This is a genomic window from Pontibacillus halophilus JSM 076056 = DSM 19796, assembly GCF_000425205.1.
Classification (GTDB): domain Bacteria; phylum Bacillota; class Bacilli; order Bacillales; family BH030062; genus Pontibacillus_A; species Pontibacillus_A halophilus.
Genome location: NZ_AULI01000011.1, coordinates 1 through 20924 on the forward strand (window position 1 = coordinate 1; position 20924 = coordinate 20924).

A 20924-nucleotide genomic window follows, 5' to 3' on the forward strand; every position below is an offset into this window, starting at 1 on the left:
ATTGAAGATTCTTCTGCATCATCAATACAAACATACAAAAGACTTTCAAGTTGGTTAAGGGGCAGGAGTTTGCCTCCTACCCCAACAATTGACTTAGAACCTTTTTTCTATATCATAATTTCGTTAAACCCATGCACAACCTCAAGCTTACTCTTGTCTCTTATAATGAGTATCCAGCCGTCTTGGGTTAGATTCTCTCCTCGCCCCCCGTTCACTGAATAGGCTGTGATGGAGCATCTGTAGCCCGATTTCGATATTCGCTTCACTTTCCCGAATCGAACGTGGTGATAACTCGTCAAAGTCTTGAAGAAGGTCGCATGCATGTACATAAGAACTTCTTCCTCCATTTGAACTCGATTCTGCTCTAGATGGTCAACGTACACGACAATCCATAAGGCTAGAAACAATGTACCTATGATTACAACTGTTCCCACGTCATCCCCCCTTTATAGAGAAACTATTCCGATCCTCCATAAAGGTTGCCGATTTTGCACGGAATGTCATTAAGAATGAGGAACGGAAACCATTCGTCCTGAAATGGGGACACGACGTTCTTCACGTTGAGAAAGAGCAGCAGCTTCATTCACCACAGTAAGCCAATACGCATCTTCAGCCGTAATGGTTGAAGGGCGACGATTTAAGATGGCATCTACCCATTGCTCCATCGGAGTTGGAAGGGCTTGTTGGTCTGTTCCCGTTACCCATTCGTCGTGGCCAAAGGAACGGCTCTTCATCCGAACACAGTCTTGCTCAATCAACACCGTACCTTCCATTCCATACAGTTCTAGCTGAAATGGACTTCCATAAGATACGAAGCTTGTCTCTAGCGTTGCAAGTAGACCAGATTCGTATTCGACAATCGCAGTCGCATGGTCATCTACTCCACGTCCCGTGCGGTCATGTAATCGGCCGAACACACCACTTGGTACACCACCAAAACGATTCGCCAAGTAAATCGGATGTGCTCCTAAATCAATAAAGGCTCCCCCACCACACAATTCTTGGTCGTAGAAAGATTCCGGAAGCCAGCCTGATGGATGCTGGTCAGTGGAAACTGAACCATCATGAGCTACCCGACAGCGAAGCATGGTTAGCTCTCCAAGTAATCCGTCATCAACAGCCTTTTGTGCAGCAACGTAATAGTCAGCTGTGAGGCGCGGTAACGATATCATAAATTCAACCTCGTTATCTTTCACCTCATCCAAGAGCTGCGCTGCCTCTTCAGCCGTAAATGCCAACACCTTCTCAGTGAAAATATGCTTTCCATTTGCTGCAGCAGCTGAAATGAGTGATGGATGTGCATTCGTTGGAGAAGACACAATCACAGCTTCGATGTTGGCATCTTGCAGCACTTGATCAAGGTCTGCAACAAACGGTACGCCTAACTCTTTCGCCCATTCCTTTCCTCGTTGTTCATCTTCATCCCAAATCAGTTCAACGGATAAGTCCGGGTGTTTCAAGGCCTCTTCTGCGTATTCTTGTGCATGCACGTGCCAACCACTTAGTAGCGCTACTCGTATCATCATGAACACCTCATTTATAGAATATGTGGATTATGAATTCAGTTCGAACGAACCATCCCTCTTCATACATTCTCCATCCGCAAACGTTTGTCCTGTTGACCGATAGCATTAAATCACGGCTTATCTATTGATAGGCCTGCGACATAGCGTTCTTATATAAATGGATAAACTGGTGTGCTGCTTCAACCAGCTCCAACCATTGCAACTTACACCTCCCCATCCATAAATCCATTCGTATAGAGATAAAGGGTGGCCAACTTGGCGTTGACCACCCTTTCCTATTATTGATTGCGACGAATAAGTCTCATACTATTTAGAATGACAAGAAGAGCGGCACCCGTATCTGCGATAACAGCCATCCATAGCGTAAGTAGCCCTGGGAATATTAAGAGCAATGCCAATAATTTGGTAAGTAAGCTGAACCACACATTCTGCTTAATAATAGCTAGGGCTTTCTGACTTAGTGATACCGTCTTCGGCAGCATGTCTAAATGGTCTGCCATGAGTACAATATCAGCTGTGTTCATCGCAGTATCAGAACCAGCTCCCCCCATAGCAACACCAATATCCGCTGTTGCAAGTGCCGGAGCATCGTTAATGCCATCTCCAATCATGGCAACTCGCTTCCCACTCTTTTGGAGGTCTTGGATGGCGGTCACTTTATCTTCAGGAAGTAAGGACGCGTAATACGTATCAATACCTGCCTGACTTGCAATCAACCGTGCTGTTCCTTCGTGGTCACCTGTCAACATCACAATTTCTTTATCACCAAGCAACTTCATTTCTTCAATTGACTGAACTGTGGTGTCTCGAATGGTGTCTGCTACGGAGAATAAACCTAATAGTGATGTTTCTGTCCCAACAAGTACAAGAGTGTCTCCTTTAGAGGAACGTTCTTCAATCACAGAAGACAAGGTGTCAAAGGTTACACCCAATTCTTTAAACCACTTCGGATTTCCTGCGAAGTAACGAGTCCCGCCAATCGTAGCTTCGACTCCTTTACCAGGTACAGCTTTAAACGCTTCCCCATCAAGCGTATCAAGACCCCGTTCATCCACGTAAGTGGTTATAGCGTTGGCGATGGGATGAGTCGAGTACGATTCGATTGTTTTAGCAATCCGTAGAAGTTCCTCTTCGTCTTGAGAGGACTCTACGTGTGTGACGACAGGCTTTCCTTCTGTTAACGTGCCTGTCTTGTCAAAGGCGAAGGCATCGATCGCCCCCATTTGTTCAAGGAACGTGCCACCCTTAATCAGAACACCCCGTTTCGCAGCGTTGCCAATGGCAGACACAATCGCTACTGGTGTAGAGATGACAAGGGCACACGGACAAGCGACAACGAGCAACGTCAATCCGCTATAGAACCACTCACTGAAGCTTCCTAGTCCGAATAATGGTGGGAGGACCATCACGGCTAATGCAAGCAAGAAGACGACTGGGGTGTAAATGCGTGCAAATCGATCAACGAACGCTTCTGTCGGCGCTTTTTGTTCTTGTGCTTCTTCTACAAGATGAATAATCTTCTGAAGGGTCGTATCTTCTACGAGTTTCGTTACCTTTACATCTAACGAGCCTTCCTCGTTCATCGTACCAGCATAGACGGCGTCTCCTACCGTTTTATCAACGGGCATTGACTCACCTGTGATAGGCGCTTCGTTAATACTTGAATACCCAACCGCTATGTTGCCATCGAGCGGAATCTTTTCTCCTGGCTTGATGACCATGACGTCTCCCACTTGTACGCGCTCGACAGGTACCGTAACGAGTTTTCCCTCTTGCTTTAGGACCGCTTCTTGAGGTGCAAGGTCCATCAATCCCCGGATGGAGTCTCTCGTTTTCTCCATGGACCGATTCTGCAACGCGTTCCCGAGTGCAAATAGCCAGACGACCATTGCCCCTTCGAACCATTCTCCAATAAGCGCTGCGCCAATGGCGGCTGACGACATGAGGACATTCATATCTAATGAGCGACTCTTGACCGCATAGTAAGCACTTCGAACAGGCTTCCATCCTCCAATGACGATGGAGGCGGCATAAAGGAGGGTCACAAGAAGGGATGGAAGAGACAGAAGTGAGGCGATAAATCCAGATGCAAGCAGCGCTCCTGATCCAATCATCATCCAGTCACGTCGTTGCTTCTGAGAGGACTCTTCCTTTCCTCCTTCAAGCTCCGCTTCAAACCCTGACTGTTGAACTTGTTTCTTGATTTCCTTTACATTCGAATCATGCGCGATTTTCATTTTCCCTGTTGAGAAATTGACAGATACATAATGAACATAAGATTGCTGACCTAGGTGCTTCTCAATCGTTTTCGCACACGATCCACAATCCATCCCTTGTATGCGATAGGACTCTGTTCCACGCTCTTCTGTTGAGATTGCTTTAAAGCCTAGTTTCTTCACCTCAGCTTCTATGGATGGAAGATGACTAGGATTTTCACTACCTACGACAAGCTTTCCTGAACCATAGTTCACCTGTACAGATTGAATACCTGGCTTTCCACTTAACGCCTTCTCTATCGTCTTGGCGCAAGAAGGGCAATCCATTCCTTCTATGCGATACTCCTCATATTGAAGGTACGGCAACGATTCAGCGGCGGCCGCTATCTCTTCCTCTGCTGAAGAACAACAGGATGATGATGCTTCTTCTTTCGACGAACAGCAGCTCGTTACAACATCAGCCCCATTCGAGCTACAGCAAGCATCCTTTTCTTTCACAGAATCCGAACTACAACAAGATGCTTTCAAATTCTTTCCCATATGCTATTCCCCTCTCATCACACGTTGGCAAGCTTAAGAGATTGGTCTTCACTATGTTGAATCGCAACAGCTACTAGGTCCTTTATGAATGGATTAGACAATGTATAGAACACAAGCTTTCCTTCTTTCCGGTATTCGGCAAGACCAGCCTTTCGAAGCGAGCGAAGGTGATGGGACGCGCTAGCAGTTGTGCAACCGATAATATTTGCCACGTCACACACGCACAGCTCCTCTTCTAACGTGAGCGCATAGGCAATTCTCATCCGGGTCGCGTCTGACAACGCCTTAAAGATTATCTCCATGCCGACTACAGCATCAACGCGAGGCTTTACTCGCTCCACTAACTCCTCGTCATAGCAAAATATATCGCATGTATCTTGTGTTTTCTTCATCATCTTACCTCCTAAATCCCGTTAATCAAACGAACATTTGAATGTTACATTCATCATATGCCTTTCTCCTAAAAACGTCAATCAAATGAAGGTTTGAATGTATTATAGTTCACAATTCCCATAATAATCGTTAGAATAGGAGAAAGTCTTATAGATTGAGACAGCAGTTGGAAGGGGAATGTTTAATGAGAAAACGCGTACTTACGATTGCTGGTTCCGACAGTAGTGGCGGAGCTGGCATTCAAGCAGACTTAAAAACCTTCCATGAACATGGCGTTTATGGAATTTCATCTTTAACAACCGTGGTAGCGATGGACCCGACAAATGGTTGGGCCCATAATGTGTTCCCAATGGAACTTCATACAGTGAACGAACAGTTAAAAACGGCACTATCCTTAAACTTGGATGCACTAAAAACAGGCATGCTTGGCTCTCCTGACATTATTGCCCGCGCAGCTGGCGTAATTGAGGAAACAGGTATCCCTGCCGTAATAGATCCTGTTATGGTATGTAAAGGTGAAGACGACGTGCTTCATCCAGAGAATTTAGAAAGCCTGAAAGGAACACTCGTTCCAAAGGCTACCATCACAACGCCTAACCTATTCGAAGCAGCGAAACTAGCTGGCTATCGTCTAATTACAAGCGTTGAAGAACTAGAAGATGCTGCCAAGATCATTCATGAGTCTGGCGCCCAGTATGTACTCATTAAGGCTGGCAAGCTTGTAGATGAGACGAAAGCAACCGATCTTCTCTATGATGGTGAACAATTCCATTACCTTCAGACGGACAACTTCGATACGAACAATGTTCACGGAGCAGGTTGCTCGTATTCCGCTGCGATTACAGCAGAACTTGCGAACGGAAAATCCGTTATGGAAGCTGTGAAATCTGCGAAAGCATTTATCGCAAGCGCCGTGAAAGAAGGTTTCCCGTTAAATGATTACGTAGGCCCCGTCTACCAAAAGGGCACACACAAAGAAGAAATTGAAGTAAGCGTGACGACGAAATAAAAACAACCGCTCAGCCATCATAAATGGCTGAGCGGTTTTTACTTTCGCATTATTCATTGATCGATTCATGGAGCACCACCTTCAGATTAGCAGGACACTGAGTGTCTTGATTCAGTTCCTTAATAAAGCGCGCTTTCCTATCACTTCTGTTCTCTTCGATAAAGGTCCAATGATTTATAACCTTGTCCTAAGATCTCAATCATTTGTTTGGCACGCTTATCGCGAGTCGCCTGTTGCTTGGCAGAGAAGATTTGTCTCGCCCAATCACGCTGGTATCCTGGCGTTAGTTGTTGAAAGAAAGATAGTTGCTCGGGCGTGTCTTTTAAGAGTTCTTTCACTTCATCGATTCGGTCCTCATAATCCGCTACACACTGGCTCGGAGAAGAAGTTTTCTTAACTTTCTTCGGTTCCTTCTTCATTCCAACGACCGTGAATACATCATCCATGCTCACCATTCTTGAGAACTTAATATCGCTTCCACTTACGTAGCCGTCATCGTTTATCCCTAGAGCCGGAAACATTTCATCTCGGTGTATGTAGCTATCATAACGCTTGTTTCCCTTCTTTGGATAAGCAAAGAAAACCGTTCCTTTCTGTGCCAGAACTGATTCATCTTCTACTACGTTCTGCAAGTTCACTTTCATTTCTTCTATGTTCATCACAAAGATAAAAATGGCATCGTGTTGAGCCGATAATGTGGTTGGCAGTTGGTCAAAAACGGTATAATCATCCGGCTGATGAAGCACCGTTATCTTCTCATACTTGGATAGATTTAACTTGTCGATAATCGTTCGCATACACATTCCTCCACCGCTCTAAATTGGATAATTCTGTTACAGTGTAACACAGAAGTGATGCGACTAAAGGATTCTTGCACGCGTAACTCTATTCCCCCACTTGAGCTTCACGTTCATTCTTGATCTCGTGGGGCTCTATATGTAGACGCAAAGAAAGAGCCAGCCCGCATTTGGACTGGCTCATCATCTATTAGTAAGCACCTTTAGAATACGTTAATTCGTAGCTATGAGAGTAAATCTCAAATACAATGCCGTAAGGGTCTTCTACATAAACCATGCGGTATGGCTTCTCCCCTGGGTAATACTCACGAATTGGCATGCGCTGCTTTCCGCCATGTGCTTTAATCTTCTCAACTAGCCCCTCAATATCAGGGTCTTGAACGGCGAAATGGAAAAGTCCAGTCTTCCAATAATCGAAGTTGTCTTCTGGCTGTTCATTCTCTGGGAATTCAAAGATTTCAATACCAATACGGTCACCAGTAGATAAGTGAGCGATACGGAATTTCTCCCAGTTGTCTCCGAATACATCGCGGCACATTTGCCCCATCGTCGTATCATCATTTACAACCTCAGAAGGTTCCATGATGACATACCAGCCAAATACTTCTTTATAGAATTTAATTGCTTCCTCTAGGTTCGGTACAGAAAGTCCAATGTGTGAAAATGTACGTGGATAAGTTTCCATCCAGTCGTCCTCCTTGCATTGTTTTGGTTTACAGCCCTATTATAAGAGAACAGCATGTATGGTGTAAGTATGCACTTTTATGTTAGATACTAACCTGCAAGTAAGAAGGAGGACATAGAAATGCCGGAACAACCCGTTGTAGACGAGCAAGGAAAGCTGAAATGCTCCATAGAATTTACATTGAATAAGATCGGCGGCAAATGGAAGACCGTCATTCTTTGGCACTTAGGTGAGGACGGGCCACTTCGCTATAATGCATTGCGCCGCTTGCTGCCTGGCATTGCACATAAAGTGATGACTCAGCAGCTGAAAGAATTGGAGGAAGATGGCTTCATCTTAAGAAAGCAATACGATGAAATCCCTCCAAAAGTAGAGTATGAGCTATCCCACAAAGGTGAAACACTTCGACCTATATTGCTTGAAATGCATAAATGGGGTACGGAAAATCAATAATTTCCGTACCCTTTTACATGGAAATCTCCCTGTTATCCAGTAGTTCTTTTGCACTCTTTTTCCATTCTCTCACCTAACATCACATGTACATAACGAACCATTTCATGACCGAAGCACCATTACCATCCTTATATTCCCAATATTACACTACTTTGAAAAGGCACCATTTTGTTCCTCAGTTACCCTGAAGTGTCTATATAAATTCTATATGATTCGTTAAAGTGGGTATTGAATAGTTCTCTACACCACTAAAGGAGCGATGCTAGATGAAACGAATCTTACTTATTAACGGACACGAAGGATATAACAAGTCAAAGGGGAACCTAAACCAGACGATGTTAGATGAATGGAAAGTTCAACTGGAAGGAAGCTATGAACTGGACACAACCATCGTCGACGATGGGTATGATGTAGAGGAAGAGATTGAAAAGTGGAAACAAGCTGATATTATTCTGATGCAGACTCCTGTGTATTGGTTCAGCATCCCTGGGAAGTTCAAGCAATATATTGACCAGGTATTTATGGACAACATTTTCTTCACAGGTTCAGACCGATATGGCCATGGAGGCTTGTTTACAAACAAAGAATATATGCTCTCATTCACATGGAATGCACCAGAGTCCATCTTCAATAATGAGACAGCTTTCTATGAAGGTCGCTCCTTGGACGAAGCGATGCTTCACTTGCACAAAATGAATCAGTACATTGGAATGAAACCACTTCCGACTTTCTCAATCCACGACGTTGTGAAAGGAACGAACATGGAGCACTACAAAACGAAGCTTAGAAACCACGCTGTAGAAGTGTTTGGTGTATAATCATCAAGGGGCACGATAGATTGGCTATTGTGCCCCTTAACTCATGCATTCCATCGTATTAGAAGGGATGAAGTATAATGGATTTTGAATGGTATCGTTCATTTATTAGCATCTATCGGCATGCTTCAGTATCAGAGGCAGCCAAAGCTCGTATCATGACACAGCCTGCCATGAGTCAACATTTATCGGCTCTTGAAGCAGAAGTTGGAGAACTCTTATTCACAAGAACCTCACGTAAGCTCGTTCCAACAGAGAAAGGCAAGGAGCTTTATACTCAGCTCGCCCCTTTAATTGAGTCACTTGAAGAGAAGACAATTGGCTTTAAAGCCTTCTCCACCCCCGCTTCGCCGGTCATTCGAATTGGGACAGCACTCGAGTTCTTCGAAGAACACCTAATTCAACATTTAGAAGGATTTCAAGCAAGGGTCATTACAACGTTTGGCACTGCTTCTGAACTGTTGAACCTTCTGAAGGAAGATAAGGTCGACATCATTATCACTTCAAAGAAATACCAGACTCCTGGCGTGGAACATAAATTCCTGATGGACGAGCATTTCGTCACGGTTGCCCATAGGAATTTGGACGTTCCTACCTTCTCAACTAAACACGCCCTTGAGTCATGGCTTTCAGATCAATGCTGGTTGAGCTATGGACTTGAACTTCCCATAATACGGAGATTCTGGCGCGAGCATTTCAAGAAGCGTCCAACGCTAAGTCCGACGCATGTCCTTCCAAATTTACATACCATCCTAAACTCAATAAAGAATGGTCACGGGATGAGCCTTCTTCCCACGTTTATCGTAGACAAACATCGGCAGGACTCTTCGCTTCAAGTATTGTTCGAGGAACTTTCCGTATCAAATGAGATTTACCTTGCATACAAATCAAAATTTGAAAGTTCTCCTGAGATGAACGATACAATCAAGAAGCTCGAACGCTTCTGTCTGCCTGCACAGAAAGAATAAAAGGGAAAGGCCTATTTATGTGCCTTTCCCTCTAGCGAAACTTCTTATCCCCCAACGTATACACTCGCACATGTGTCAGCTTGTGGCTCATAATAGCAATGTTTCTTAAACTGGCCTGAGAACGGTTGACCATACCATGTATCTGGACATGGACCATAAGGATTGAAATACCAAAGGGCATATTTAGCAGGATGGTCTCGCCAGAAATTCAGCGTCTTTTTGGCTAGCCTTTTCTCTGCGGACCTTGCTCGGTTATAGAATAAGTTGCCCTTTTGGACGGCTTCAAATGAGTAATTCCCTCCCTGGACCTGGAAGATGACATCTGAAATGGTACGGAGGTCTTTGAAATCGAGACAGTCCGCCTTTGCACGATTCACGATGACATTTCCTACATATAACATCCCCTGTTTCCCTTCCCCTACAGCTTCTGCCCTCATCATCCTCGCCACTAAATTTACATCGTTATTGGTGTATTTTACTCTTGGCATCTTTTCACCCCAACAACATCTTATGATAATTGCTGAGAATCATGTCACTTTGTATAGAAACAGTTCTTGGAGCACATGAAACCCGTAGGGACTGTTTGAGTTCGGTTACTAGATTTCCTCATCATAATAATCAAGCACGGCATCTACATAATAAATGTCTCCGTAACAGGCATCGTATTGCTCTGCTTCTTCTCGAATACAGCTATAGATGCCGGTATCCTTCAGTTCTTCATATTTCTTCGCAGAGAAATCAATGGCTAACTGCTGGGTGTACGCTCCCCCATTTTCTTTCACATAATCGATAAACCCAGCACCGAAATTGTAGGACTGTAAGGCAAGCTTCACATCTCCACCAGCTCGTTCGAGGGTGTATGCGAAATAGGAAACCCCTTGTTTAATGGACGTCTCTGGATCTTCAATGCATCCCACTTCCCCACAATGCGATTCAGATGCCTGCATCGGGTCATCTCCTCTTCCACCAGATTCCTGCATCATGAGTGCAAGGATGACATCCGTGTACGCTTCAATTCCCTCTTCTGCTGCATAACGTCTTACTTCGTCTTCATATCGTTTAACTTGCGGAGATAACTGCGCTTCTTCTGGTTGAACGGACGTTTCAATAGATACATTTACATCTCTCGTATTCTCAATGGTAGTGGCTAGGAATACCACTGCAATAATAAAGAGAGGGAGGACAATCAACCCAAAAAGTAACCCTTTTCCATTCTTTCCATTGCTCATTGGTTCTTCCTCCTATTAATCCCTGATACCGAATCATCTTCTATTCTCTTAGTTTACCACGAGGTGTAGGAAACGATAGAATGATAATCTGTCGAAGAAGCACAAAAAACTGACGCCTCTAAGAGACGTCAGTTGAATGGTTAGTCTTGAAGTTGTTTCACAAATTCGTTCGCTACTGCCATTGTGGATTGAGGGTTCTGACCTGTGATTAGATTGCCATCTACTTCTACGTGTGCGTTCCAATTTGGAGCTGCTACATAGATGGCACCAAGCTCACGTAGCTTTGTTTCAAGAAGGAACGGCATATGTTTGTCTAGTGTCGTATCCGCTTCTTCCGGGTTCGTGAATGCGTTGACCTTTCTGCCTGCTACAAGTGGTTGACCATTTGAAAGCTTCGCTTCAACAAGCCCAGCTGGTCCATGACAGACTGCTGCAACGGGCTTCCCTCTTTCAAAGAGATCTTGAAGGACTTCTTTAAGCTTCTCACTCTTCGGCAAGTCGAACATCGTTCCGTGCCCACCTGGCAAGAAGATAGCATCATAAGTAGATGCATCTATGTTATTGAGCGATACAGTCTGCTCTAGCATTGCTTTACGCTCCAACAGTTCTTGAGGTGTAGATTCATCGACACTTCCTGGGTCGACAGGTGCTAAGCCTCCAGACGGACTTGCCACTGTTACGTTGAAATTGTTGGCTTTGAACTCGTTGTACGCTTCTGCAAATTCAGATAGCCATACCCCAGTTTGAATGCCTTCTGCTAGCTCACTATGATTCGTCACCACCATGAGAACATGTTTAGCCATGGTATGATGCCTCCTTTAAGTTGGTTTCCCTACAAGGAACAGAATACACCGGCACAACCTAGAAATCTAATTATAAAATCACACATTTGGTATAAATATATTTATATATTAGAACAGGAATTAGTGTTGAATCGTTTTCTTGTCCCCTTTAAACAATAGATAAAGGGCTATAAACATGAGCACGATTCCTATGATTCGTTCAGCGTCAAAGAGAACGACCTTATTGCCAAACCAACCCATATGATCAATCACCATACTCGCAAGCAGCTGACCGCTAATTGCGGTCAGGTTCGTTGCTGCTACCCCAATTTTCGGTACCGACAATACGGTTAAGAACATAAACGACACTCCAAGTATAGCGGAGGTTAATTGCCATTTAGGTGCCTCAAAGACGAGAAGTACGTTCCCCTCCCCGAAGAACAACACAATGAGCGTGAGAAACATGGCACCTGTCATAAAGGTTAAGAAAGCTGTCTCAAACGTCCCAGCACGTTTACTTAGTGCTCCATTGATGGAGGATTGTGCACTTAACGCAACCCCACCTAGTAATGTGAATATAATCATGAACGTCCCCATTTCAAACTCCTCCTAAAAGATAAAGAATAATGCAACCGCCATAAGCGCAATCGCCGCTACTCGTTCTTTGCCTACTTTTATTGTTGCACTTCCTAGCCATCCATAATGTTCAATGACCACACTCATAACCATTTGCCCGATAATAACGGACACCATGGAAACACCGACCCCGACGAATGGGACACTGATTACGAGTAGGGTTAAATAAATAATCCCAAGCACACCACCAAGTAAGTTCCATTTCGGAACACGGACCGTTTCCGATAGTTTCCCTTTACCGAAGAACAACGTCGTCAGTCCGAGCAGAATCGTTCCCGTTAGGAAGATGAAATAACTACTCTCTAGTTCGCCAATTGTCTCCCCTAACGTACCTGCAATCGCACCTTCCATACTTAAGGCAATCCCTGCTGCGAAGGCAAGAATGTAGAAAATCAGTTTCATAATAGACCCTCCCCATTTTTGTATATCGGGATATTTCGATATACATGATCAAAAAAAGACCAGAGCTTAAAGCTCTGTTTCGATGAACTTGGATAGTTGTTGCACAGCTTCCTCGTTCCGTCGATAGTAAGTCCACTGTCCATAACGCTCGGATTCTAACAGTCCGGCCTTCTGGAGCATGGATAAATAGTTCGATACCGTGGACTGAGAAAGCTTAGACTTCTCTTGAATATCCCCGACACATACCCCACGCTTCTCATTCACCTCATGTGGAAGATGAGCCTCTTTCTTAGGGAAATTCTCCTCAGGCTCTTTCAGCCACGCTAACATATGCAGCCTCGTTTCATTCGAGAGGGCTTTAAATACAAGAACGGGGTCAAGTTCTCCCATTGATTTCACTCCTAACGGACGCCTCCCCTCCTACGAACACTCTTTATTGTAAGGAGAACGTGACGCATTCACAAATTATGATTCTATAACTCTTCTATAAATATATTTATAACACGTACTCATTGTATCGTTACTTGAAGCAACGGTAGCTTTCTAGAGGTGTCTACTTCTGAATCAATCTGTCCTATCGTAACCGCTCCCATCTTCGTATAGAAAGGGTGGGCATGTGGATCGCTTTGGATGATTAGGGCAGACAAGGCATAGGTTCGGGCCGTTTCTAGTACGTGTTGCCACATCTTCTGACCTATTCCACTTCCAATGTAGTCCGGGTGCACATAGAAATAATCAAGCTCCCCCTTGTCGAGCACCATGCTGTAGAAGGCTATTGGCTTCCCGTTCCGTTCATACAAGTAGGTTGGGTTCTTTCCGACATACTCTTCTGTTAACGTCAACACACTCCGGCACTCCGCCATAAACGCCTCGTCATATCCCCAGTACCCTTTCGATTGAAGCGCCAGTGTTGATAAATCCACAGCCTCCTCTATTCTTGCTGCTCGTATAGAGGATTCAGGCTGACATACTTCTTCAATCCTTTCACTGTAATAGGTTAACGGCCCTCGGTAACGCTTCAACCACTGGTCTTCTACCATACTCTCAAGGGATGTGCGTAACAATAATAAGACCGCATCCTTCGACCGCCCGCTATTATAAAGATTCATTGCATGAAACAGTTGTAAACCTCGGTGATCTGGGAAAGACTCAATGCCTTTCGAGAAGACGTGATGAGCTTCTTCATAGTTTCCTATTGACCGATAGCAGCTCCCTAATCGAACGTACGCCTTCTGTTCATAATGAGGTGGTAGTCCGGATTCTATAGCCCTCTCATAATAAGGAATGGCTTCAAGCTCAAGGCCTTGTGCATCATTTGAAGCACCACAAAAATAGAACGAAAGTGCATCTACATTATCTTCTTGAAGCCTTTCCGCACATCGCTCCATGATTTCTTTATACTGTTGTTGCGCCAGTAAAGCCTCTAGCTGTTCCATACCTCTCCCCCTCATTTGCTTCTTCTCTCAATAGTAGTTGGATTGTAGGAATGTTTCAACAAAAGAATATTCACCCAATTTTTATTTTTATAGTTGATAATGATTATCAATATTGATATAGTGATACCTGTATCAAAACGATAAAGGGAGGGATTTAATCTTTTGCATTGAGAATGATAATCTATCTCATTAAGTGTTGCTTCATTACCTTAGACTATAGTTAGGAAGACGTTCTATGAAGATTGCAGTACAAGTTAGCTTACTTCTCATTCTTTCTGTCCTTTCACTATTCGTAGGAGTCTCAAATGTCGGTTTGTTCGACCTCTTTCAGCTAACAGACCAACAACAGCAAGTATTTTGGGTTAGTCGGATACCGAGATTAGTTAGTATTTTAATAGCTGGCATGAGCATCAGTATTGTTGGATTTATCATGCAACAACTAAGCCGTAATAAATTTGTCTCTCCAACTACGGCAGGGACGATGGACTCCGCACGACTCGGGATTTTAGTTGCTCTTATTTTATTCCCAAGTGCCAGTATGCTCACAAAGATGGGAATCGGCTTCCTCTTTGCTCTTATCGGGACGTTCTTGTTCATGAAAATCCTAGGACGTATTCGATTCAAGGATGCCATCTTCATCCCGTTAGTCGGCCTTATGCTCGGAAATGTAATTGGGTCGATTACGACGTTTATCGCGTACAAATACGACTTAATCCAAAGTATTGGATCTTGGCTCTCTGGTGACTTCTCGATGATTGTAAGAGGGCGATATGAGTTGCTTTACTTAAGTATCCCAGCCTTGTTAATTGCTTACATATACGCAAATCGCTTTACAATTGCAGGCATGGGTGAAGACTTCGCCATGAATTTAGGACTTAATTACAAGGGAGTTGTCAACATTGGGCTCGTCATCGTAGCCTTTGTCTCCTCAACTGTCTTGTTAACGGTTGGTACATTACCATTTCTCGGATTAATCATTCCGAATATTGTTTCAATCTATGCAGGTGATCATTTAAAGAACAGCCTCATCCACACCGCTTTACTTGGGGCCTTATTTGTTCTTCTGTGTGACCTGCTCGGTCGAGTAATCATCTTCCCTTACGAAATCTCGATTGGATTGACGGTAGGGGTCATCGGAAGCGGCATCTTCCTTGTCCTCTTGCTAAGGAGGGCTGCTTATGAGTAATCGAAATAAACTATTACTCTTGGCTTTTATTAGCCTACTCGCAATTGCCTTATTCCTTGTATGGGATGTGGGAACATCTTGGGATTATGTTCTTCCTAAACGAACGGTGAAGGTGATTGCCATCGTTCTGACAGGAAGTTGCATTGCGTTTGCGACGGTCATCTTCCAAACGATTACGAATAACCGAATATTAACCCCAAGCTTGATTGGACTTGATTCGCTTTACATGCTCATCCAAACGGCGATTGTGTTTCTGTTTGGCGGTCGTCAATTGGCACTAATGGAAGAAGAAAGCCACTTCCTCTTATCGGTAGGGCTAATGGTTGCATTCGCGCTTCTTCTATTTCGATTTGTCTTTCGGATTGAGGGAAGAACGATTTACTTTCTCCTTCTGATTGGGATTATATTTGGCACCTTCTTCGAGAGCATTACTTCGTTTATGCAGCTCTTAATTGACCCGAACGAGTTCACGCTTATCCAAGATGCCATGTTCGCAAGCTTTAACCGAGTTAACGAAGAGCTACTCATAATCTCCTTTGTGCTTGTCGGACTGGTTGGGGTCTATTCTATCCGGCTGTTTAAGTATTTGGACGTATTGTCTCTTGGACGGGACCACGCCATTAACCTCGGTGTTCCATACGATTCCGTCGTCAGGCAATGGCTGGTGGTTATTGCCATCCTCGTCTCTGTATCAACGGCACTTGTCGGCCCGATTACATTTCTCGGTTTGCTTGTTGCGAATCTCGCCCATGAGCTTATGAAGACATATCGACATACCCTTCTTATTCTGAGCGCGATTCTCATTAGCATTGTGACCTTATTAGGCGGACAGTTCCTTGTTGAACACGTATTTACATTTACGACGACCGTTAGCGTCCTCGTTAACTTTGTGGGTGGCTCCTACTTTCTATACTTATTGCTGAAGGGGAATCAATCGTGATTAGAGTTAATCAAGTAACGAAATCATATGGCAAGAAACGCGTCGTTGATGACGTCTCCGTTCAAATTCATAAAGGTACGATTACTTCCTTTATTGGAGCGAATGGCGCCGGGAAGAGTACATTGCTCGCTATGGTCAGTCGGCTCATCTCGAAAGACGAAGGCCATGTCTATCTGAATGGGAAAGACGTTGGTTCTGAGAAGCCGAACACGTTAGCGAAGCAAATGTCCATTCTTAAACAATCAAATCATCTCAATATCCGCATTAAGGTGAGAGAGCTTGTTAGCTTCGGCCGATTCCCCTATTCACAAGGGAATCTATCGAAACTAGATTGGGAGCAAGTAGACCAGGCCATTGGATACATGGAGCTTCAAGACATTCAGCATCGCTTCATTGATGAATTAAGTGGCGGACAACTGCAGCGTGCCTACATTGCTATGGTCATCGCGCAAGACACGGAGTACATTCTGCTTGATGAACCGCTTAATAACTTAGACATGAAACACTCTGTTCAAATCATGAAGGCACTAAGACGAATGGTCGATGACTTAGGGAAAACCATTGTCATCGTTATTCATGACATCAATTTCGCCTCCTGCTATTCCGATCATATTGTTGCCTTACGAGACGGAAAGGTTGTGCAAGAAGGTACACCAGAACAAATGATCACAACAGACGTGTTAAGAAGCATTTACGATATGGACATCCCCATTCACATTATAGATGGGCAACGCATTTGTGTGTATTTCAAATAATGAAAAGGAGTGTTATCGATGAAATTGAAGAAAAAGTTACTATTCATGACAATCTTATCTCTATTTGTATTGATTCTTGCAGCTTGTGGAGGTTCCGATGACGCAAGTGCTACTAAGGATGAAGAGAAGAAAGAAGCGACTGAAGAACAGACAGCTTCTGAAGAAACAACAAACGAAGAAATGACGATTACACATGAACTAGGTGAAACAACGATTCAGAAAAACCCAGAAAAAGTTGTCGTGTTTAACTATGGTACTTTAAACATTCTAGACCAAATTGGCGTAGATGTAGCAGGTGTTGCAAAGTCTACTCTACCGGACTATCTATCTAAGTTCGAAGGAGATGACTACGAAAACGTTGGAAGTCTGAAAGAGCCTGACTTTGAGAAAATCCATGAAATGAGCCCAGACCTCATCATCATCTCTGGTCGCCAATCTGATGCTTACGAAGACTTAAGTGAAATTGCCCCTACGCTTTACTTAACAACAGACACAGAGAACTTCATGGATTCTTACAAAGAAGGCATGAACACACTTGGTGAACTATTTACGAAAGGAGACAAAGTAAAAGAAGAAATTGCACGCGTCGAAAAAGCCGTTGCTTCTATTCAAGAAACGACAGAAGGCTCTGACAAGAAAGGGTTAATCATCCTTTCAACTGGTGGCAAAGTAAGTGCATATGGACCAGGCTCCCGCTTTGGTGTCATTCACGATGTGTTCGGTGTTCAACCAGCAGATGAGAACATTGAAGCATCGAACCATGGGATGAACATTTCCTTTGAATACATCCGAGAACAGAATCCAGACACACTCTTTGTCATCGACCGTGACCAAGCAATTGGTGGAGAGACAGTAGCAAGCGAAGTATTAGATAACGAGCTTGTAAATGGAACCACTGCGGCTAAAGAAGGCAACATCGTCTACCTAGACCCAGGCGTATGGTACCTATCTAGCGGCATTTCCCCAGTAGGCAAGATGGCGGAAGAAGTCCAGAACGGATTAGAATAAAACAGAGAAGCCAGCGTAGATGCGCTGGCTTCTTTGTGTGGAAGGTGGGCTGAGTAGCTTGGGTTGAGCCTAGAAGGTTTCGAACTGATTTCTGATGAAGTGGGAACTTACAGTATCGAATGCGAACTCCCTAAAAACATCAGGAATCTCGCATTCTACGATAAGCGATTATACGAACATCATTCGCATTTATTCTACGTGCGCTTCGTTCAATCACTGCTCTGTTAGTTGAAACCAGAATAACCTTTATACATCAAACTAAGATAATCTACGTGCATTCCTATGTATAAGGTCTTAGTGAAATGCGCTTCGTCGCAACTGCTTCCACATAGGCTTCGTTATGGTCAACCGCAATCATCGTTGGCTCATAGGTGTTAATTGCCTCCATAAGCTGGTTGATGACATATAGGTCTAAACTGTTTGTCACTTCATCCCAGATGAATAGCTCATTCTCCCCAAGTAAGGCATTCGCAAGAAACATTTTCCTCTGTTCTCCAGAGCTCCAGTGGTTGCTTGATGATGCTTTGAATTGTGTTCGTTTCATACCAAGCTGGTGGAGAAAATGCCAATATGCCTCTTTCTCTTTCGCTGTCAGTTGAGCTAGTAAGGAAGGATAGTCCTCTTCCCCATTATTCTGACTTAACATGGAGGTGTTACGAGGTACCTTCAATTCTACGTCTCCCATTGTTTCAAGACTTCGGTCACCACGAATATAGGAAAGTAGAGTCGACTTACCAATTCCATTCTTCCCTTCAATAAAACATCGATCTCCAGGATGGATTTCGAACGTAATCGGCTCAAAGAGAGGCATGCCATCTCGTAGAATGGAGAAATCTCGAAAGGATGCGACTCGTTTAATAGGGTGACTTACACGCATCTTAAGGTCTGCTGGCTCCTCTATGTTATTAATCAATCCCCGCTTCTCCTCAATCATATCTTCTGTTCGCTTCTTAATGGCTTTGGCACGCTTCATTTGCTTCGCCGCAAGTCGTCTTTCCGATGCATCCTTAGTACTGTTCTCTCGCTTATTTCCCCATGAATTCACGACAGTAGAGACATCCGATAATCGATTAATTTCGGACTTTAGCTTTTCATTTTTCTCCTTAGAGAGTGCGTCAGCGTTCGCCTTTTCGTATTTCCATGTCTCTACATTTCCAGCAATCAAATCAACCGATTGTTTATTGATAGCCAGGATATGGTCGACGAACATGTTTAAGAATGCCTCATCGTGGCTTACAACGATGTAGCCACTCTTCCGTCTAAGATACGCCCCGACAATTTGCCGACCATCTAGATCGAGATTGTTCGTCGGCTCATCGATTAATGGAAAGGCATGATCATTTAAGAAAAGTTCGATAAGCAACACCTTGACCTGTTCCCCTCCACTCAACGTGTAAAAGTCTCGTTCTAGAATGTCTTCAGGCAATCTCATGTAAGACAACTCCCGCTCAATCTCCCACACCTCAACAGTTTTATTCCGACGTGTTAGCATATCAAGCGTTGTCTCGCCCTCGTTCTGAACTGGATAGTCAGGGAAATATGTAAACTCTAAGTTGAATTGGATGACGCCTTCATAGTGAAGTTTCTTCCTTAATAGATTTAGAAAGGAAGTCTTGCCCCTCCCATTTCGTCCGACTAGACCTAGCTTCCACCCATCATGAATAGATACGCTCACATTTTGAAAAAGAGGCTCGGTCATCGAAGGATGTTGGTACGTCATAGATTGAATAAGAATGTTACCTTTCATAAGCTCCCCCCTTACGTCTAAGATTGCACTCATTGTATCACTAAATCCATATTTTACTAGTTCAAGATGTGAAATTGGATTAAAAAAAGGCAGAGGAGCGTTGTCCTCTGCCTGTTCTATTTATCTAATTTGTCCGTCTCCGGTCATAACGTACTTGATTGTCGTAAGTGCGGGTAACCCCATTGGGCCACGTGCGTGGAGCTTTTGTGTGGAGATTCCGATTTCAGCACCAAATCCGAGTGCCCCACCGTCTGTAAAGCGAGTTGAAGCATTGTGATAAACAGCTGCTGCGTCGACAAGCTTTAAGAACGTTTCGGCTGTATCCTTATTCTCCGTCACAATGGACTCAGAGTGCTTCGTGCCATACGTTTCAATATGGTCAATGGCGTCCATTACATCGTCCACTGTCTTAATCGCAATATGCTTACTTAAATATTCGTTTGCCCATTCTTCCTCTGTCGCAAGGGCGGTGTCTGGCCAGTACTGCTGTAGTGTCGCATCTCCATGAGGAATAATCCCGTTCTCATCTAACGTTTCTTTCAACTGTTGATGATTCTGTTCGAGCCATTCCTTGTGGACAAGTAGCGTTTCCACCGCATTACATACTGCAGGACGGTCCGTTTTGGCATTAACCAGAATGGACAACGATTTATTCAAATCCGCTTCCTTATCAACGTAGATGTGGCAATTTCCTACTCCCGTTTCAAGGACAGGTACCGTTGCTTGTTCGACAACTGCGTTAATCAACGCTCCTCCCCCGCGAGGGATGAGCACATCAATGTGTTCTTTCATTGTAAAGAGCTGCTGAGTTGCTTCACGATCTGTGCTGTCTATAAATTGAATGGTTTCAGCCGGAATCGTTGTAGATTGGAGTGCCTCTCTCATCATTTCAACGAGTACACGATTCGTGTTGATGGCAGAGGAACCCCCTTTCAATACAATGGCATTCCCAGATTTCAAAGCAAGCCCGGTAGCATCGACTGTCACGTTCGGACGCGCCTCATAAATCATACCGATGACGCCTAGCGGAACCGTCATTTCTTTAGCGTTCAACCCGTTTTCAAGCGTCCAATCGGATTTCGTCACATCGGTCGGGTCTTCTAACTCTGCTACTTCACGAAGACCATTTGCGAAGTCACGGACACGCGCTTCAGTCAGCTTAAGGCGGTCCATAAACGCGGCTTCATAGCCTTTCTCTTCACCATTTCTCAAGTCCTCTTCGTTCGCTTCTAGAATAGTAGACAAACGTTCTTCTAGAGTCTTGGCCATCGTGTGAAGGGCATCATCTTTCTCTCTTGTCGTCGCAATGGACAAGTTCTTCGCGGCTTTCTTTGCTTTAATAGCTTGTGCTTCTATATCAATTCTTTCTTCTAGAATAGACATGAAATCCTCCTTCTATTA

The 20924-nt window shown here is 44.1% G+C and carries 23 protein-coding genes; 8 read left to right on the top strand and 15 right to left on the bottom strand.

Going from position 1 to position 20924, the window contains the following annotated elements; all coding sequences use genetic code 11:
* Positions 1 to 107: 107 nt before the first annotated feature.
* From H513_RS0111445 to H513_RS0111460, 4 genes are all read right to left on the bottom strand, one after another.
* Complete coding sequence (locus tag H513_RS0111445; RefSeq protein ID WP_026800877.1) at positions 108 to 434, bottom strand: hypothetical protein; 327 nt, start codon at positions 432 to 434, stop codon at positions 108 to 110.
* Between the two features lie 69 nt (positions 435 to 503).
* Positions 504 to 1523, bottom strand: coding sequence for a Gfo/Idh/MocA family protein (locus H513_RS0111450; RefSeq protein WP_026800878.1), 1020 nt, complete (start codon positions 1521 to 1523; stop codon positions 504 to 506).
* Between the two features lie 281 nt (positions 1524 to 1804).
* Positions 1805 to 4282: a heavy metal translocating P-type ATPase gene (locus H513_RS0111455; RefSeq protein ID WP_051239924.1), complete on the bottom strand. Its 2478-nt coding sequence runs from the start codon at positions 4280 to 4282 to the stop codon at positions 1805 to 1807.
* A gap of 17 nt (positions 4283 to 4299) precedes the next feature.
* On the bottom strand, positions 4300 to 4677 hold the full coding sequence (locus tag H513_RS0111460; RefSeq protein WP_026800880.1) for an ArsR/SmtB family transcription factor: 378 nt from the start codon (positions 4675 to 4677) through the stop codon (positions 4300 to 4302).
* Between the two features lie 182 nt (positions 4678 to 4859).
* On the opposite strand from H513_RS0111460, the gene thiD reads away from it, so the two are divergent.
* Positions 4860 to 5684 carry a bifunctional hydroxymethylpyrimidine kinase/phosphomethylpyrimidine kinase gene (gene thiD, locus H513_RS0111465; RefSeq protein ID WP_026800881.1) on the top strand — a complete coding sequence of 275 codons (825 nt, stop codon included), beginning with the start codon at positions 4860 to 4862 and terminating at the stop codon, positions 5682 to 5684.
* Between the two features lie 140 nt (positions 5685 to 5824).
* On the opposite strand, the gene H513_RS0111470 is transcribed toward thiD, so the two are convergent.
* Both H513_RS0111470 and H513_RS0111475 read right to left on the bottom strand, forming a co-directional pair.
* Entirely contained in the window at positions 5825 to 6481 is a 657-nt protein-coding gene (locus tag H513_RS0111470; RefSeq protein ID WP_036770140.1) for a YdeI/OmpD-associated family protein, read from the bottom strand.
* A 190-nt stretch (positions 6482 to 6671) separates the two neighbouring features.
* The gene (locus H513_RS0111475) at positions 6672 to 7166 is read right to left on the bottom strand and encodes a lactoylglutathione lyase family protein (protein WP_026800883.1); all 495 of its coding nucleotides are present in this window, start codon (positions 7164 to 7166) and stop codon (positions 6672 to 6674) included.
* A 120-nt stretch (positions 7167 to 7286) separates the two neighbouring features.
* Here H513_RS0111475 and H513_RS0111480 point away from each other — a divergent pair, with 120 nt between their 5' ends.
* The 3 genes from H513_RS0111480 to H513_RS0111490 all read left to right on the top strand — a co-directional run bounded on the left by H513_RS0111480 (position 7287) and on the right by H513_RS0111490 (position 9402).
* Positions 7287 to 7619 (top strand): winged helix-turn-helix transcriptional regulator, encoded by a 333-nt coding sequence (locus tag H513_RS0111480; protein ID WP_026800884.1) that lies wholly within the window; start codon positions 7287 to 7289, stop codon positions 7617 to 7619.
* Positions 7620 to 7885: 266 nt separating this feature from the next.
* Positions 7886 to 8437 (top strand): NAD(P)H-dependent oxidoreductase, encoded by a 552-nt coding sequence (locus H513_RS0111485; RefSeq protein WP_026800885.1) that lies wholly within the window; start codon positions 7886 to 7888, stop codon positions 8435 to 8437.
* 77 nt (positions 8438 to 8514) lie between these two features.
* Positions 8515 to 9402 (top strand): LysR family transcriptional regulator, encoded by an 888-nt coding sequence (locus tag H513_RS0111490; protein WP_231572114.1) that lies wholly within the window; start codon positions 8515 to 8517, stop codon positions 9400 to 9402.
* Positions 9403 to 9446: 44 nt separating this feature from the next.
* On the opposite strand, the gene H513_RS0111495 is transcribed toward H513_RS0111490, so the two are convergent.
* The 7 genes from H513_RS0111495 to H513_RS20905 form a co-directional block, all read right to left on the bottom strand.
* Entirely contained in the window at positions 9447 to 9890 is a 444-nt protein-coding gene (locus H513_RS0111495) for a cell wall hydrolase (RefSeq protein WP_026800887.1), read from the bottom strand.
* A 108-nt stretch (positions 9891 to 9998) separates the two neighbouring features.
* Positions 9999 to 10631, bottom strand: coding sequence for a lysozyme family protein (locus H513_RS0111500; protein ID WP_026800888.1), 633 nt, complete (start codon positions 10629 to 10631; stop codon positions 9999 to 10001).
* Positions 10632 to 10771: 140 nt separating this feature from the next.
* Positions 10772 to 11434: a type 1 glutamine amidotransferase domain-containing protein gene (locus tag H513_RS0111505; protein ID WP_026800889.1), complete on the bottom strand. Its 663-nt coding sequence runs from the start codon at positions 11432 to 11434 to the stop codon at positions 10772 to 10774.
* A 120-nt stretch (positions 11435 to 11554) separates the two neighbouring features.
* Positions 11555 to 12010, bottom strand: a complete 456-nt coding sequence (locus tag H513_RS0111510; RefSeq protein WP_026800890.1) for a DMT family transporter — start codon at positions 12008 to 12010, stop codon at positions 11555 to 11557.
* A 12-nt stretch (positions 12011 to 12022) separates the two neighbouring features.
* Complete coding sequence (locus H513_RS0111515; RefSeq protein ID WP_026800891.1) at positions 12023 to 12451, bottom strand: DMT family transporter; 429 nt, start codon at positions 12449 to 12451, stop codon at positions 12023 to 12025.
* Positions 12452 to 12517: 66 nt separating this feature from the next.
* Complete coding sequence (locus tag H513_RS0111520; protein ID WP_026800892.1) at positions 12518 to 12841, bottom strand: ArsR/SmtB family transcription factor; 324 nt, start codon at positions 12839 to 12841, stop codon at positions 12518 to 12520.
* A 119-nt stretch (positions 12842 to 12960) separates the two neighbouring features.
* A complete protein-coding gene (locus H513_RS20905) occupies positions 12961 to 13887 on the bottom strand; it encodes a tetratricopeptide repeat protein (protein WP_051239925.1) in 927 nt (308 codons plus the stop codon).
* A gap of 235 nt (positions 13888 to 14122) precedes the next feature.
* Here H513_RS20905 and H513_RS0111530 point away from each other — a divergent pair, with 235 nt between their 5' ends.
* Genes H513_RS0111530 through H513_RS0111545 form a run of 4 tightly spaced genes read left to right on the top strand, consistent with a single transcriptional unit; the run spans position 14123 to position 17776 of the window.
* Entirely contained in the window at positions 14123 to 15073 is a 951-nt protein-coding gene (locus tag H513_RS0111530) for an ABC transporter permease (RefSeq protein ID WP_026800894.1), read from the top strand.
* Complete coding sequence (locus H513_RS0111535) at positions 15066 to 16013, top strand: iron chelate uptake ABC transporter family permease subunit (RefSeq protein WP_026800895.1); 948 nt, start codon at positions 15066 to 15068, stop codon at positions 16011 to 16013. Before H513_RS0111530 ends, H513_RS0111535 begins: the two co-directional genes overlap by 8 nt.
* The gene (locus H513_RS0111540) at positions 16010 to 16768 is read left to right on the top strand and encodes an iron ABC transporter ATP-binding protein (protein ID WP_026800896.1); all 759 of its coding nucleotides are present in this window, start codon (positions 16010 to 16012) and stop codon (positions 16766 to 16768) included. Before H513_RS0111535 ends, H513_RS0111540 begins: the two co-directional genes overlap by 4 nt.
* A gap of 18 nt (positions 16769 to 16786) precedes the next feature.
* Positions 16787 to 17776 (top strand): siderophore ABC transporter substrate-binding protein, encoded by a 990-nt coding sequence (locus tag H513_RS0111545; RefSeq protein ID WP_036770125.1) that lies wholly within the window; start codon positions 16787 to 16789, stop codon positions 17774 to 17776.
* A 280-nt stretch (positions 17777 to 18056) separates the two neighbouring features.
* On the opposite strand, the gene H513_RS0111550 is transcribed toward H513_RS0111545, so the two are convergent.
* Positions 18057 to 19523: an ATP-binding cassette domain-containing protein gene (locus H513_RS0111550; protein ID WP_026800898.1), complete on the bottom strand. Its 1467-nt coding sequence runs from the start codon at positions 19521 to 19523 to the stop codon at positions 18057 to 18059.
* Between the two features lie 120 nt (positions 19524 to 19643).
* Positions 19644 to 20906, bottom strand: a complete 1263-nt coding sequence (locus H513_RS0111555; protein WP_026800899.1) for a glutamate-5-semialdehyde dehydrogenase — start codon at positions 20904 to 20906, stop codon at positions 19644 to 19646.
* Positions 20907 to 20924: the final 18 nt, after the last annotated feature.

Excerpts from the sequence above, each read along its gene's own strand:
- H513_RS0111450 (WP_026800878.1), bottom strand. The coding sequence starts at position 1,523 with ATGATACGAGTAGCGCTACTAAGTGGTTGGCACGTGCATGCACAAGAA.
- H513_RS0111455 (WP_051239924.1), bottom strand. The coding sequence starts at position 4,282 with ATGGGAAAGAATTTGAAAGCATCTTGTTGTAGTTCGGATTCTGTGAAA.
- H513_RS0111460 (WP_026800880.1), bottom strand. The coding sequence starts at position 4,677 with ATGATGAAGAAAACACAAGATACATGCGATATATTTTGCTATGACGAG.
- thiD (WP_026800881.1), top strand. The coding sequence starts at position 4,860 with ATGAGAAAACGCGTACTTACGATTGCTGGTTCCGACAGTAGTGGCGGA.
- H513_RS0111470 (WP_036770140.1), bottom strand. The coding sequence starts at position 6,481 with ATGCGAACGATTATCGACAAGTTAAATCTATCCAAGTATGAGAAGATA.
- H513_RS0111475 (WP_026800883.1), bottom strand. The coding sequence starts at position 7,166 with ATGGAAACTTATCCACGTACATTTTCACACATTGGACTTTCTGTACCG.
- H513_RS0111480 (WP_026800884.1), top strand. The coding sequence starts at position 7,287 with ATGCCGGAACAACCCGTTGTAGACGAGCAAGGAAAGCTGAAATGCTCC.
- H513_RS0111485 (WP_026800885.1), top strand. The coding sequence starts at position 7,886 with ATGAAACGAATCTTACTTATTAACGGACACGAAGGATATAACAAGTCA.
- H513_RS0111490 (WP_231572114.1), top strand. The coding sequence starts at position 8,515 with ATGGATTTTGAATGGTATCGTTCATTTATTAGCATCTATCGGCATGCT.
- H513_RS0111495 (WP_026800887.1), bottom strand. The coding sequence starts at position 9,890 with ATGCCAAGAGTAAAATACACCAATAACGATGTAAATTTAGTGGCGAGG.
- H513_RS0111500 (WP_026800888.1), bottom strand. The coding sequence starts at position 10,631 with ATGAGCAATGGAAAGAATGGAAAAGGGTTACTTTTTGGGTTGATTGTC.
- H513_RS0111505 (WP_026800889.1), bottom strand. The coding sequence starts at position 11,434 with ATGGCTAAACATGTTCTCATGGTGGTGACGAATCATAGTGAGCTAGCA.
- H513_RS0111510 (WP_026800890.1), bottom strand. The coding sequence starts at position 12,010 with ATGGGGACGTTCATGATTATATTCACATTACTAGGTGGGGTTGCGTTA.
- H513_RS0111515 (WP_026800891.1), bottom strand. The coding sequence starts at position 12,451 with ATGAAACTGATTTTCTACATTCTTGCCTTCGCAGCAGGGATTGCCTTA.
- H513_RS0111520 (WP_026800892.1), bottom strand. The coding sequence starts at position 12,841 with ATGGGAGAACTTGACCCCGTTCTTGTATTTAAAGCCCTCTCGAATGAA.
- H513_RS20905 (WP_051239925.1), bottom strand. The coding sequence starts at position 13,887 with ATGGAACAGCTAGAGGCTTTACTGGCGCAACAACAGTATAAAGAAATC.
- H513_RS0111530 (WP_026800894.1), top strand. The coding sequence starts at position 14,123 with ATGAAGATTGCAGTACAAGTTAGCTTACTTCTCATTCTTTCTGTCCTT.
- H513_RS0111535 (WP_026800895.1), top strand. The coding sequence starts at position 15,066 with ATGAGTAATCGAAATAAACTATTACTCTTGGCTTTTATTAGCCTACTC.
- H513_RS0111545 (WP_036770125.1), top strand. The coding sequence starts at position 16,787 with ATGAAATTGAAGAAAAAGTTACTATTCATGACAATCTTATCTCTATTT.
- H513_RS0111550 (WP_026800898.1), bottom strand. The coding sequence starts at position 19,523 with ATGAAAGGTAACATTCTTATTCAATCTATGACGTACCAACATCCTTCG.
- H513_RS0111555 (WP_026800899.1), bottom strand. The coding sequence starts at position 20,906 with ATGTCTATTCTAGAAGAAAGAATTGATATAGAAGCACAAGCTATTAAA.